The sequence below is a fragment of the Vibrio salilacus genome, assembly GCF_002811245.1.
Lineage (GTDB): Bacteria > Pseudomonadota > Gammaproteobacteria > Enterobacterales > Vibrionaceae > Vibrio > Vibrio salilacus.
Map to the genome: position 1 here is coordinate 79321 of NZ_NIVQ01000013.1, position 13739 is coordinate 93059.

At 44.0% G+C, this 13739-nt stretch carries 11 protein-coding genes; 2 read left to right on the forward strand and 9 right to left on the reverse strand.

The window, feature by feature from the left end:
* Window positions 1-6 precede the first annotated feature (6 nt).
* From CDZ87_RS10785 to CDZ87_RS10800, 4 genes are all read right to left on the reverse strand, one after another.
* Window positions 7-915, reverse strand: coding sequence for an exopolysaccharide biosynthesis polyprenyl glycosylphosphotransferase (locus tag CDZ87_RS10785; RefSeq protein WP_245834690.1), 909 nt, complete (start codon window positions 913-915; stop codon window positions 7-9).
* Between the two features lie 618 nt (window positions 916-1533).
* The gene (locus CDZ87_RS10790; protein ID WP_100753552.1) at window positions 1534-2373 is read right to left on the reverse strand and encodes an energy-coupling factor transporter transmembrane component T family protein; all 840 of its coding nucleotides are present in this window, start codon (window positions 2371-2373) and stop codon (window positions 1534-1536) included.
* Complete coding sequence (locus CDZ87_RS10795; RefSeq protein ID WP_100753553.1) at window positions 2370-4055, reverse strand: ABC transporter ATP-binding protein; 1686 nt, start codon at window positions 4053-4055, stop codon at window positions 2370-2372. Before CDZ87_RS10795 ends, CDZ87_RS10790 begins: the two co-directional genes overlap by 4 nt.
* 6 nt (window positions 4056-4061) lie before the next feature.
* Complete coding sequence (locus tag CDZ87_RS10800) at window positions 4062-4610, reverse strand: ECF-type riboflavin transporter substrate-binding protein (RefSeq protein WP_100753554.1); 549 nt, start codon at window positions 4608-4610, stop codon at window positions 4062-4064.
* Between the two features lie 476 nt (window positions 4611-5086).
* Between CDZ87_RS10800 and CDZ87_RS10805 the strand changes: the two genes are divergently transcribed.
* On the forward strand, window positions 5087-6154 hold the full coding sequence (locus CDZ87_RS10805; RefSeq protein ID WP_100753555.1) for a hypothetical protein: 1068 nt from the start codon (window positions 5087-5089) through the stop codon (window positions 6152-6154).
* Window positions 6130-8601, forward strand: coding sequence for a DEAD/DEAH box helicase (locus tag CDZ87_RS10810; RefSeq protein WP_100753556.1), 2472 nt, complete (start codon window positions 6130-6132; stop codon window positions 8599-8601). Before CDZ87_RS10805 ends, CDZ87_RS10810 begins: the two co-directional genes overlap by 25 nt.
* A gap of 74 nt (window positions 8602-8675) precedes the next feature.
* Here the strand turns inward: CDZ87_RS10810 and pssA are convergent, their stop codons facing one another.
* The 5 genes from pssA to CDZ87_RS10835 form a co-directional block, all read right to left on the reverse strand.
* Window positions 8676-10016: a CDP-diacylglycerol--serine O-phosphatidyltransferase gene (gene pssA / locus CDZ87_RS10815; RefSeq protein ID WP_100753557.1), complete on the reverse strand. Its 1341-nt coding sequence runs from the start codon at window positions 10014-10016 to the stop codon at window positions 8676-8678.
* Window positions 10017-10222: 206 nt separating this feature from the next.
* The gene (rnk, locus tag CDZ87_RS10820; RefSeq protein ID WP_100753558.1) at window positions 10223-10642 is read right to left on the reverse strand and encodes a nucleoside diphosphate kinase regulator; all 420 of its coding nucleotides are present in this window, start codon (window positions 10640-10642) and stop codon (window positions 10223-10225) included.
* A 98-nt stretch (window positions 10643-10740) separates the two neighbouring features.
* Window positions 10741-11487, reverse strand: a complete 747-nt coding sequence (locus tag CDZ87_RS10825) for an EAL domain-containing protein (RefSeq protein ID WP_100753559.1) — start codon at window positions 11485-11487, stop codon at window positions 10741-10743.
* A gap of 348 nt (window positions 11488-11835) precedes the next feature.
* The gene (tnpC, locus tag CDZ87_RS10830; protein ID WP_100753560.1) at window positions 11836-13242 is read right to left on the reverse strand and encodes an IS66 family transposase; all 1407 of its coding nucleotides are present in this window, start codon (window positions 13240-13242) and stop codon (window positions 11836-11838) included.
* Between the two features lie 99 nt (window positions 13243-13341).
* A partial coding sequence (locus CDZ87_RS10835) for an IS4 family transposase (RefSeq protein ID WP_157806466.1) occupies window positions 13342-13739 on the reverse strand: 398 nt, incomplete at its 5' end.

Here is a 13739-nt window from a genome sequence, read left to right on the forward strand (position 1 = left end):
TATTTACTATTTTGCCCCGAATCCCGTTAACATTGTCTTAACTGTCTTTAGAACGATATTCATATCTAGCCAAAATGATAAATGCTTTATATAGTATAGGTCGTGAGCTAGTTTTTCTCTTGTTGAGTCAGTGTTATCCGCGTAACCTTGAACGGTTTGGGCCCATCCAGTAATTCCCGGTTTTACCATATGCCTATAACTATAAAAGGGGATTTCCTCATTGAATTTTGTAACAAAGCTTTGTTGCTCTGGCCTAGGGCCAATTAAGGCCATGTCACCTTTTAATACATTATAGAACTGTGGTAGCTCATCAATTCTTAATTTCCTAATAATACGACCTACTTTGGTGATCCTAGTTGTTTCTTGAGTAGCAAATTTGTCAGTACAGTCTTCCGTTTTTACAGTCATGCTGCGAAACTTATATATTTTGAAAATTTTCCCCGCTTGACCTACTCGCTCCTGAACAAAAAAGATCGGCCCTTTACTGTCTAAACGGATCAGAGAAGCAGTTATAATCATGATAGGTATAGAAAAAGGTAATGTGAGCAATATTAAAGCAGACTCCCAAATACGTTTAAAACTTTGATATATTGGGTTTGGTAATAACGTACCTATTGCATTTTCAGATAGGTGTGAAGTCGTTACTCGACCTTCAACCATCTCTCTAATGCTCTCCAAGTGAAAGACTGGAATATTATGGATACTGCAATCAGCAATAAACTTTTCTTGCTCTGGTGTAAGTCGCCCATGTAAGTCTACAACTAGACCTTGAGATACTTGTTTTAAGTCTAAAGAAGCTAATAGGGTTACATTGAGTTTGGCGTGCTTTGAGTGCAGGCTATCTACATCAAAATTATCAATTGCTTTGAATTCAAGTTTATAGCGTTCCCCTCTAAATGCAGTAGAAAAGTACATCCACAAACAATTGCAGCAGAACCCGTAAAGTAGAATCTCTCTAGAGTAATCAATCCGGAAGAGTAGGATAAGTGTCATAGCAATACAATATACTGAGAGCAGAACGGGTAAAATATAAAATTTTCTATCGACTAGTAAATAATTGGTGATCTTAGGAATAGTAATCGAAGTGGCAATATAAGCACACGAAATCAACCACATACTATTGATTACACTAATGGGTAGATTTTCTCGAAAGCCTGTTATTAGATGGATGAATAACAACGTACCTAGTATACCTATACCATGACAGACTAACGAGTTCTGTAAAAAGTTTTTCAAGCTCTTACCTTTCAATACATCTTAATTATTTTGTGTAGGCTATAAAGCTAGCATATTGTAACCTGAACGATAGATTTACAGAACAAATATCACACCTACATACTAGTTGTTCACACGGTTCAGTGACGCGTATCTTTTTAAAATTCAGGTGAGTTTTAAAAAATCTCGCCTTTACGTTTGAAACATTGAGATAGAACAAACGACCTTTCCTTTTGAATAAGCCGAGATGTTATCAAAAAAAGACAAAGTATTCGAGATAAGAGTTCCGTTTGCTCTCAAGCAATTAGATACAAACCATTAAAACGGATACCAAAAAAGCTGCGTCTCATTATAACGCTTGAGGATTGCTAAGAGCACCACGAGCGTTATCATGCCCAAACAGATCTTGTCTATTCGTTTTAGAGGAGAAGCGCTGTACCAGGTTCGTGTTTTATGTCGTCCAAAACCTCGCAGCGTCATTGCATTCGAAATCTCATCGGCGCGATCTAAGCTGGAAAAAACTAACGGTCCGAGAATCTTGGCCACATTTTTCATGCGTTGAAACAAAGGTGTGTGTTTTGAAATGTCCAGCCCTCTTGCTTGCTGAGCGTGCATGATATTCACAAAGTCATTTTTAACTTCTGGCAGGTAACGCAACGTCAAACTAACAGCGTACGCGATTTTGTAGGTGACGCCTATTCGATTGAGGCTGGCTGCAAACTCTGTCGGGTGTGTGGTGAACACAAAGACCAGCGCAATCGGAAACATACTGAAGTATTTGAGTGTCACGGTGCCCAGATAAAACAGGGTTTCTTGGGTTAACGTGTAATCGCCCGGTAAAGCCAATAGCTCGGTTGTTGAGCCTATATATACGCTGCCTTGCTGCGGGGCGAGTAAGAACATGAATAACGCATTGAGCATCAGCACGCTTCCAGTGGCAATAATTAAAGGCTTATAGACTTTAAAGGGAACTTGGGTCAGCTTTAACAAAACGAGCCCTGAGAGTATTAAAACTGTTATGAGTCGTAAATCAAACGTTGTCAGAACTACGGTGACCCAAGCCATAAAGAGTGCGAATTTTGTGATGCCGTTTAAAGCGTGCAATGGCGATTTTGTGTCGACGTAGTTGATGCCGAACTTCATTTTTGATGCATTCATGCTGCGCGCATCTCCTGCTGGATAAAATACCGCATAAAGGCGTTCTTATCTTCTACGCCTAGGCTGTCGGCAAGGTCATACAAACTTGTGGTCGTGAGGTTGGCTTGATCGAGCAGTTCTGGTTGGGTAAATACATCGGTCATCGGTGCATCAGCAATCAGCTTGCTATCAGATATCACAATGGAGCGCTGAGTATACTCAAGGACGAGATGCATATCGTGAGATATGATGAGTACCGTGATACCTAATTCTTGATTCAGCTTTCCGATGAAGTTGAGCATCGCTGTATAATGGCGATAGTCCTGCCCGGCCGTCGGTTCATCTAGGATCAGCAACTGCGGTTTCATTACCAGAATTGAAGCAATGGTGACACGTTTCTTTTGGCCATAGCTCAATGCCTCGATAGGCCACTGGCGATACTTACTTAGGCCGCACAGCTCTAATACTTCACGCACTTGGCTTTCAATCTCTTGCTCTGATAATCCTTTGTTCCTAAGACCAAACGCCACTTCATCAAAAATCATGTGATGCGAGATCATATGGTTAGGATTTTGCATCACAACACCAATATGTTGACTTCGCTCGAAAATAGACAGTGAGCTGAGGTTCTTACCTTGATAGGTAATGTGCCCTGCATCGGGCTCCAGCACTCCCATGATCAGCTTTGTTAGCGTGGACTTGCCCGATCCATTTTTTCCTAGAATCGACACACATTCGCCTTGTTTTATCTCAAAGCTTACCTTGTTAAGCGCGTTTCTTTCGCCGTCATAAGAATAGGTTAAGTTTGATACTGACATCAGGCTTTCTTTAGCGAAGTTCGACTCAATAGGTGGGCTATTCCAACCCGTAAAATAGGCTTGATACGCAGGCTTGTTTAGATTTTCTAAGCAAGCTCCGTGCGCCATCTCAATCGGACAGCCGGCGGCTTTCAATGCAGATAAGTAAAGCGGTTCACGAATCCCGTGCTTACTCAACAAAGAAGAGCTGAGCAATTTAGCGGGTGACATATCAGCAATAATTCCACCGTGTTCCATTAGGATGATTCGGTCTACGTGTCGATGCAAAACATCTTCAAGCCGATGCTCGATGATGATGATCGTCTTTCCAGTTTCTTTGTGTAGTTGGTCGATGATTTCAATCGTCTTGCGGCCGGTTTTAGGATCCAGGGCCGCAAGGGGTTCATCGAAAAGCAGTGTATCGACCTCATCGACCAAAATGCCGGCAAGAGAGACGCGCTGCTTTTGTCCCCCTGATAAATCGTGTGGCGAGGCATCGAGCAAATCAGCAAGGTCGACCATTTTGGCGGTCGACTGCACCAATGGATACATCTCAATATTTGAGGTTAATTGGTTCTCCAGAGCAAACGCGATGTCTTCGCCGACACTTAGGCCCACAAATTGACTATCGGTGTCTTGTAAAACCGTGCCTACTTGTTCTGTGAAATGATGAAGCTCAAGCTTAGAGGTGTCTTTGCCGTTGAGCTTTAGTTGGCCAGTGATTGTCCCCTTGATAGCGTGTGGGATCAGGCCATTTAGACACTGGCCAAGTGTGGACTTTCCGCTTCCACTTGGCCCGATAATGACGATTTTCTCTCCTTTCTCTATCCTTAGATTGATATGTTTAAGGGTAGGCTTATCCAGTGACTCATATCTAAAAGAGAAGTCAGAAAATTCGATAGTCATTGATGCTTATGCCTCAGATAGGTTTCGGCTCTGTTTATTACGTTTGGCGACTGACTTAAGAATAAAGTAACCGACAATAGAAATCAGGATAGTGTTACCCGCCGCGATAATCACGAGTTGAGTAAAGACTTTGGTAAACGGTTCTGCATAAAGCACCGTATCCAAAAAGGCAGAGCATCCATAACCCAAAACGTTACCAATCAAGGCCAGAACAATGAACAGGCCAAAGTCTTTATTGTTGAACTCTCCTGTGGCGATGCGCTGCTTAGTGAGCATTGGGAACAGGCCGATAATCATACCAACGATACCTGAGCCAAGAACCCAAGTGAACCACACTCCCCAACCGGCGAATAGGTCGGTCACCCAGTGGCCAATAAACCCAATTAAAAAACCAACCAATGGCCCAAAAAGAACAGAGAAAAGGGCGAGGACTGCCATAGCAGGTTTTAGCGTGGTATTGGCGAAGACAGGCACACCAAACATAGGAAGACCGCCAATTCCATACAGCGCAGCTCCGATAGCAATAACAACCACTGTTTTAGCAGTTAAGTTCATAGATACTCCTTACCTTTTAATATCAATAATGCGTCTGTTAACATCTGTTGCCGTTGAAAGTATGCCAGTTGTTTTCAGCGCCGTAGTATATACATTTAAGCCTCAAATTGGAAAAATAAGTCTAGATGGCTATATGGCCAGGTGTTAATGAGTAGTTATGGAAATGACATTACGCTGGATTAGTTACGATGATGATCTTGTATATGCTTACTGAAGTCTTTTGCATCTTTGCTGAGGGAACTCTCTTGTCTCGCAGGGTGTAGTGGTACAGCGGGTGAAATCATGTGGCAAACTCATGTTCAAATAAAGCTGGCCGTAGACGCTATATTTTACCGTCTTATTTTGCACGAGAGTATTAACTCGATACTATCGAGCTTTGTTATACATAAAACGCACAGCACGGATAAATCTCCTGTGCATTTCTCCGTTTTTATGAGACGCTAAAACCTTGTCGAAACCAACTCATATTATCGTTCATGGCTCCTTCGCCCTCTCTACCACTCTCTCTTCCCAATGCAAACGACTATGACACCGAATTATTGGTCGCCATGGTGCTAAGCAAAAGTCGTCGCTACCAAGATGTGTATTTGAGCTATAAGACAATCAATTCGCGCGCCACCGTCGAGGGATTTGACCGTCAGTTGGCTATTCTAATTCGGTTTCAATGGGTGAGGGTATCGAAAGGGGAAGCTGAGCAACTCTATCTCTATTTTACTGCTGAGGGCTGGTGTGTCAGTTTAATTGCCGGTTTCGAACAATTGAATTACGCAAGCCACAGCCGATTGAGCCAAGTGATCAACGAACCAGGGGCGCATTATGCTCGGTTTTGCGCATTTTGGCTGCACCCCTATTTGACGGATCTTGTGTATGACGACGATCTGTTAGAACAGAGTGTCAATAACAACTTTGCGTTGATTTGTCAGAGCCGGATGCTGTGGCAAATCCCGGTGAATAAAACACTGCGCCACTCGGCAAGATCGTATTATCTACAGACTTGGCCTGATATCGTGCTATCTACGGATGCCGCGCCACTGGTGTGTTTCACCAAGGGCAATATCGATAGGCGAGACGTAGCCATTGATTTTGTGCTTGACCGTGCGCTGTTTGACCCGCAAATCACCATGCTCAATTTTTTGACTGAGCCACTCGATGGCCAATACCTCAAACATCGCCAACGGTATGAAAAGGGGCGTACGTCCAACGTTGTCAGTTTCACTCATCTGTTGGATCTGTTTATTTTGCAGCATATTGACCCATCAAAGTGTGCCGCCGAAATTGAGTCGTTTCATGCCCGATTAGCGGGTGAGTATGCATTAAGCTGGCGCAAACTGTTGGGGTATTTGTCGTTTGACGATGTGGCCGTTTGGGAGGTGTTTGAAGATATACCTCGGTGGCTTGATTCGTTTGGGTGCTCAGTCATCAATCGATCACCAGCAAAATTCAAAAGCGGGGGAAAAAGGGGTGGAGCCAAGGTCGCAAGGTCGAACTCAGTCATAGCACCCACTCGTTTGAGCATTGTTTGGTTGAAGAGGATCGTGCATTGATTCGCTATTTGCAGTCACAGCGATACTATTGGGAGCATTCTCATGATCTAGACAAAGTGTCGGTCTCACTGCTGGCTCGGTGTCCAAATGTGATCGAGACCACTGGGCAGCCTATTTCACTCGTTGCTGAGTCGCCGATGTTGGTCATAGATGAAACCGAGGGTATGTTGCGCTTAACCCGGTATCCAAAAACGCGATATCACTCACATCAAACCGTGGTTAAACGTACCGACGGGGTATACAGCTATTTAGCAATTCCAGACTCGTTGGCGCGTTTTTTCCAATTGGCCGATAGCGCGCCGCAAGTCCCTGCACATTACAACCTTTCACTGCAAAACGCCTTGGGCGAACAAGTCGATTGGTACGATATGACCGAGCAAACCGGCACTATAACCTTAGGTGAGTGGGATGATCGTGTTCATGTTTGGTTGCACCTGAAGGGGACGCAACTTGAGGTTCGTTTGTTGTGCCAATCACAAGATGGGGCCAGCTCGATGCCCGCGGGGACGGGGGAGGCGTGGTATCAAGGCAACGCAAAAGTGTGGTTTAGGCGCGATCCTAGCCAAGAGCAACAGAAGGCTCAAACCCTCGCAGACAGCCTCGGGCTACAAGGCGATATCGACACCCCGTTTCTGTTGGAGTCACCCCAGATAGCAGATTTTCTAACCCAACTGTCCGGATTAAAAGAGGTGCCACTGCATTGGCATGCATCGAGCAAAAAAGTCCAGCAGGTCCGTACTGAAGATTTGAGTGTGGCCATCGGTGCTGAAGATAAATGGTTCAGTGTCTCTGGCAGTGTGAGTATTGACGGCGGATTAGTGTTGGATTTACAACGCTTGCTCTCCGCGCGACAAAACGGTTTTGTCACCGTTGAAAGCGATGACGCTGTTCTTATGATTGATGCCGCACTGCGCAGACAGCTTAGCCTGCTCGATAGCATGCTCGATAATGAGTCTCGGGTTGAAGGGAACTTGGCTTATCCTCTACGCCAACTGCTCAACCAATTAACGGTGAGCAGTGACCAGAGCTGGCAGGCCCTTGAACAACAGTGGCAACACCCTGTCGAAGTGGATGAAGCCAGTCTGAGTGTGCTGAGAGAATACCAACACTCAGGGGTGTTGTGGGCGATTCATTTGCTCAGTAATGGTTTTGGGGCATGCTTGGCTGACGACATGGGCTTAGGCAAAACCTTGCAAGCACTCAAAGTGATTGAACATTTTTCTCCCCAAGGGCCAAGTTTGGTCGTCTGCCCTAAGTCGGTACTGCTCAATTGGCAGCAAGAGTGTGCTCGATTCACGCCAACCTTAAACATGATCGATCTTGAAAATTGTCCCGATCGATCCTTGGCGATAGAGCAGGCTAAAGCAGGCGAGGTGGTGCTGATCAGTTACGGCTTGGTGACGCGTATGTCAAGTGCATTGCAAGCACAAACTTGGCAAAGCGCCGTGCTCGATGAGGCTCAGCATATCAAAAATCCGACGGCGCAACGCGCTAAAGCGTTGACTGCTTTAACCGCCGAGCGACGTCTCACCTTATCAGGGACACCAGTTGAGAACCATTTGGTGGAGCTGTGGAGTCAGTTTGCTTTCTTAAACCCAGGATTACTGGGCTCATTGAAACAATTTAAATCCAAATACGGTCAAGCAGCGAAAAACGAAGAGGATCTGCTGCGCTTAAAGGCCATCGTTGGGCCGTTTGTGATGCGCCGCATGAAAACAGCGGTGCTCACTGAATTGCCAGAGAAAACCGAACTAATCCACCATATTGAACTTTCGAACAAAGAACGCAGTGCCTATGAAGCGGTCCGCCGTGAGTCGCTGTCCAAAGCGGAGCGTGGCGAGGGTGGTACCATGCAATTGCTTGCTGCGCTCACACGACTTCGACAAGTTTGCTGCGATCCCTATTTGGTCTTTGATAACCTCGATGAGGTCAGCAGCAAATTAAAAGCCGCACTTGAACTGGTTCAAGAGGCCCGTGAGGGCGGACACCGAATTTTGGTGTTTAGCCAGTTTGTGCAATTGCTTAAACGCTTTTCGGATTTGGTGACCTCGCATCAGATAGGCTTTAGTTACCTTGATGGTCAGTCGAGCACCAAGGCTCGTCAGGCAGCGATTCAGGCGTTTAAAACGGGTGAACATGATCTGTTTTTGATTAGCCTAAAGGCGGGGGGGACGGGGCTCAATCTTACCGAAGCGGATACGGTGATTCACCTTGATCCGTGGTGGAATCCTGCAGTTGAAGATCAAGCCAGCGATCGCGCCCATCGTATGGGGCAAACCAATCCCGTCACTGTGTATCGTTTGGTGGCCAGTGATACTGTCGAAGAAAAAATTATCGCTCTACATCAAGAAAAGCGCGATCTTGCGGATAAAGTTCTCTCTGGGCAGAGCAATGCGCAGCAACTCAGCCCTGCGCTATTATTAACCTTGTTGGATGATAACGTGTAACCTTGTTGATCCAAGCTATACAGCGGTCGGTTCGCTAAAGTGAGTATGACACTTTATCAAGTAGCGAGGCTATACTACAAAATCTGCTTCAACACCCGATCCGCTTTGACGCGGGTAATCTTGCGCATCAGCTTTTGCACTGCCTCTGGGTAGTCTTCAAACTTCTCTAGTTGCTTGTAGGTGCAGATCAACTGAGTATGTTGAAGAATATTCGCGACTTCTTGTTCAAATTGCGGCGTTAAATGATGGTAATGATCTTGGATGAAAATACCGTTTTCGAGATCCAGTTTCCAAGCGCGTGGGTTAAGGTTGTTTCCGGTAATAAACATATAGCGTTTATCGACCCAAATACCTTTGAGGTGGAAGCTGTTTTCATCGTGTTTCCACAAATGAATCGAGAGTTTACGACTGGCGATATTGGCTTCATTAGCCTTGGCAAATAGGCGTAAGTTACGCTCGTACAGATAAGGCAAGCCACCAATGGTTTTGAATTCTTCTTCTGGCGAGATGTAAAAGTCATTAGCGGTTTTGTCACCAACCACAATGGTCACTTTCACACCACGTCTCAGCGCCTTTTTCACCTCTTTCGCGACACTGCGTGGAAAGTTGAAGTATGGCGTGCAGATGAAAATTTCATCTTTGGCTTTCGCCAACAGCTGATTAATGCCTTGGTTGAGCTTATTGCGCTTTTTGCCCACCCCGACAATCGGTGTGATTGCTACGTGATCTGGTGTGATTTCTTGCGGCTCAAATTGATATTGAGCTTTGGCCAGTAATGCACGCAGTTGGCGAATTTGCGCCTTGATCTCTTTAGTCTCGGGTTTATTGGCACAGGTAAGATCATGAACGGCTGGGTGATCAACTAACTCGTTTTTCACAAAGTTGACCATGCTGTCTGCCAATGCTTTATTGCTTAGCAGGTGATAGCGGTCAAAGCGATAACGTTCTTTATAATTTAGGTAGATGTTATTCAGGCTAGCGCCGCTGTAAAGTACTTGGTCATCAATAATGAAGCCTTTTAGGTGCAACACCCCAAACACTTCTCGGCCACGTACAGGTACGCCATAAACAGGGATTTTGTACTGGTGTTTATCAGCAAAAGCCTTGTACATCGCAGCATTGGTTTCACCAGGTTCGGCGCCAATCAATCCGCGTTGTGCGCGGTGCCAGTCGACGCAGACGGTAATATCTAAGCCTGGGTTACGTTGCTTAGCCTGATAAAGCTCGGTCAAAATCTCACGACCCGCTTCGTCATCTTCAAGGTAAAGGGCGACAAGGTAGATTCGTTTACTGGCCTGACGAATCGCTTCAATTAAGCGAATTCGAAAGTCTTTGGCAGCATACAGCGTTTCAAACATCGCTGGATCTTGCGCCAAGGTAGGCAGTTGCTCGAATAAATTCCTATTAGTCATCATGTTGGATGGATTACCTTTACTTACAATGGACAGGGATATTAGCAAACAAAGCAATAACTTTCGAGTTGTGAGTTGTAACCAGAAGCTTGAAACTCCCATTGGATCACGGTCGTGCCTCCCTGTTCAGAATGAAGGAACCTCCAGGAACGATGAACTAAAACCCAATGCCTACTTTGGGTCTCAATTACAGCACAGTCTGATGCACATTAGTTCATATAGTCGCCTGCTCTTTCCGGCTGATAGATAATATCGACAACGCTCATTTCCTCTAACGCATTCTCCCCCGGTTTGGAGTACTTAATGGTGTCCCCAATTGAAAGGCCTAATAATGCGGTACCTACCGGTGCTAATATAGACACGGTGTTACCGCTATTTTCCATGTCGTCAGGATACACGAGAGTGAATTCTAGCTTTTTTTGCATAGCGCCGACTTCGACAATAACCTTAGAGTTCATCGTGACAACGGTGGGGGGGATCTCTTTGGGGTCCACAACATCACAACGCATAAGCTCCTTTTCTAGTTCATTTAGACTAAGATGTAGAGCAGGTTTACTTAATAGCTCGATTAAATCATATATTCTATATAGATCGAGTGAAGAAATAATAATCTCAGGTTTTGTATTCATAATTATGGCCTAAAACATTTAAAAACATTGCTGTGGAAATGTGGTTAGTTATACAGATGGAAAATATTATAAAGAATAAAATAGCCCCGAAAATAAGATTAGTAATAAGGAGATGGCTTGCCAAGAAAAAAACCTTGTATAAAGTCAACTGTTGCAGATTTGACGATATTAAGTTGATCAACAGTTTCTATTCCTTCGCATAAAACCATTTTCCCCATCTCTTGAAAGTAATTAACTAAGCTATTGAAAACCTGGCTTGAATGTTCATTTTCTGCTGCTGATAATAATATCTGACGATCAAGCTTAATTATGTCAAAGTCGATATTGAAAATACGCTGAAAGTGACTTTCTTTAGAACCAAAGTCATCCAGTGCGATTTTGACATTGTCATACTGCTTTAGTTGTTCGATTAATTCCATGTGTCTTTTTTGTACTTGTGTATGTTCAGCTATTTCGATCCATATATTTATACCATTATTAGCCGCTTCTTTTACTGTAGAAAATAGCTTATTACAATAATAATTTGACGGTTTCACAGGCGTCAGGTTGATCGATATGAACTCATAATTATGAGTTCTGATAGCTGACATTTGATTAAATACCTTGTTTAGTATTTCAATGTCTATAGCGAGAATTTTTTCTGCGTTTAGCTTAGAAAAGTTAATGTTGTTATAGAAACCGTGACTAAATTTTCTAGCAAGCACCTCAAACCCTAATGTTTTTTTGTTTAAATTATCAATCGGTTGGAAAAATGGAGTAATGATTTTTCTAGAGCTAATCGCTTTACTCGGGTAAATCGCTTTAACTTGATTAGTCCGCTCGTGTTCTACGTAATAAGAATTCATTTTATTCCTTACTGTTTTCAATCTTTATGAATTTGACAATAGCATGGATTAATATAAATACGAGCCAAGTGTGAAACTATAGGATTACTTACCACTATAAATAGGAATAATCCTATATTGAGGAGAGGGTATTTATGGTTTAATTTCTCGCTCAGTTAGAGTGTTGCCAGTGCTTGGTTTGTACACTTATTATCAACTAAATATGAGTGCTCGCAATAAAGTATGTCCGGGCTATCGAAAAGAATAAGAGGAAAAGTAGAATGAAAAAAATGACTTCAGTTGCCACTTTAATCAGGGGTAACTATTCACCCGAGAGCTATTGACGGCAGTTTAAGCTAAGAACGCTGCTTAAGCTAAGAACGCTGCCCTTTGATAATTCAGCTTGAGCATATGATGTTCGACGATTTCACGCAGCCATTTATAAGCTGAGATCTGTTGAAGTTTAGCTGTCTCGATAAGTGAGAACATCCGCTCACGGAACAGATCTCCTCGATATGAACGAGTTACGTAACAGCACTTTCTCATCAGTATGTAATTTCGGAGAACTCGCTCAGCGGCATTGTTTGTTAACGGGCATTCGGCGTCATCCATAAAGCGCCAGACCATAGCATCATCAGCGATGAGGTTACGGCACCGACCTCTATATCGTTGTGAACATTGATAACTGCCCAGTTTAAGCCAATGAAGCCAACTCTTTCTTAATCGCCTGAGTCGACGGTAATATTGGGTTTCAGTAATCTTTCTCGCACTATATCGATGGTGGCACCTGAATACGCTATGGCCGATTAAAGCGAGTTTTTCTCCTATTTTTTGATTTTCAGGGCAAACACTCTCCTCGAGATCTATGACGTTTCTCAAGATGTGTGCCCAGCATAACTGTCGCTTGGAGTCATCAATATATTTATAGGCTGAGTATTGGTCAGTCACTAAAAGGTGTGAGACAGCCTCACCAAGCAATCGTTTGGCAGCATGTTGGTTTCTACCACTATTAATCTGGAAAAAGGCTACGTCATTACTGAGTGCGGCCCACATCCAGCGTTTCTCATTATTACGCTGATGTGATGTTTCATCAGCCATAATCAGTTGAGAGGCTTTGACAGCTTCATGGATTTGCACATGAGTATCCGCCAAGTATTCAGTGACGCGCCCTTGTGCCGCTGATATCGCACCAGTAGAGAAGTTCAGCTGAAAAACATCCCTCAGCATAGACTGTATTTTACCGATACTTTGATGGTGCTGCGTTGCTTGGATTGCGATGAAGCTATGCAGATTTGGCCCCATCTGAACATTTGGTACATATGCTGGAAGCTCAGCTTGGTGTCTATCACCACACCATGAGCATTCGCCTTTGAAGACTTGATGCTCAACAAGAGTGTATGAGATATCAGGTAAATCAAAGATTTGGTGTCGCTTATAGGGTTTTCGATTGGGAATAACACAACCACCGCAATGGCATGTTTTATTTGGTAAGTATTGCTCAACCGAGGCACGTTCTTCTATTGGATGAAGTACTCGGCGATGGCCTTTATGCCCTGGTTGAGCTCCTTGCTTTTTTCCTGATTTCTTCCGATTAGGCGAAGTATTCTTGGCTTTGTTATGCAAAGGCTGCTGTGATGACGGCACAGAAGAGTTTCGACTATTTTGATTTAGTCGGTCTTCAAGCTCAGCCAATTTGTTCCATAAGAAATGGATGATATCTTTCGCCTCTTCAGGCGAATCGAAATCTGGCGGTGGAGGTAATGTTTTCTTATTCATACCTACAGATTGCCACCACAAAAAGATCACTCAAGTCGAATGTGGGATCAAGTTAACTACGTCACATAAGTTTCTTGTCAAGGCCTCGCGGGTGAATAGTTACAGTATGGTTGCAGCTACGAGCAAGTCTTTCCTCGTTATTGCGTAGCCAGAATGCCGCAGAACTTCCATACCTAAGCGCACTGTTGAGAGTACATTTCGATTACTGACAGTGTTCGCTTGAAAGTGTTTATCCCAACCTTGTTTCTGTGCATGTACGCCAACAAGCCAAAATGTCAGTTGAAGCATTAGGGCGATTAGTAGCATGATATCAAAGCGCTCTGGGTTGCTAGTTCGGCTATGGCGGAGTCCTAGACCGTATGCTGGGCTTTTCAAGTCTCGGAAGGTTTCTTCTATCTGCATACGCTTTGAGTAGATCCTAACGAGTTGCTTGGGTGTTCGGATTTCAACGGGCAAGTTAGTCGCTAAAACCCATGGTTCTTTTGTCGAAGCGGAGT

Excerpts from the sequence above, each read along its gene's own strand:
- CDZ87_RS10785 (WP_245834690.1), bottom strand. The coding sequence starts at position 915 with ATGTACTTTTCTACTGCATTTAGAGGGGAACGCTATAAACTTGAATTC.
- CDZ87_RS10790 (WP_100753552.1), bottom strand. The coding sequence starts at position 2,373 with ATGAATGCATCAAAAATGAAGTTCGGCATCAACTACGTCGACACAAAA.
- CDZ87_RS10795 (WP_100753553.1), bottom strand. The coding sequence starts at position 4,055 with ATGACTATCGAATTTTCTGACTTCTCTTTTAGATATGAGTCACTGGAT.
- CDZ87_RS10800 (WP_100753554.1), bottom strand. The coding sequence starts at position 4,610 with ATGAACTTAACTGCTAAAACAGTGGTTGTTATTGCTATCGGAGCTGCG.
- CDZ87_RS10805 (WP_100753555.1), top strand. The coding sequence starts at position 5,087 with ATGGCTCCTTCGCCCTCTCTACCACTCTCTCTTCCCAATGCAAACGAC.
- pssA (WP_100753557.1), bottom strand. The coding sequence starts at position 10,016 with ATGATGACTAATAGGAATTTATTCGAGCAACTGCCTACCTTGGCGCAA.
- rnk (WP_100753558.1), bottom strand. The coding sequence starts at position 10,642 with ATGAATACAAAACCTGAGATTATTATTTCTTCACTCGATCTATATAGA.
- CDZ87_RS10825 (WP_100753559.1), bottom strand. The coding sequence starts at position 11,487 with ATGAATTCTTATTACGTAGAACACGAGCGGACTAATCAAGTTAAAGCG.
- tnpC (WP_100753560.1), bottom strand. The coding sequence starts at position 13,242 with ATGAATAAGAAAACATTACCTCCACCGCCAGATTTCGATTCGCCTGAA.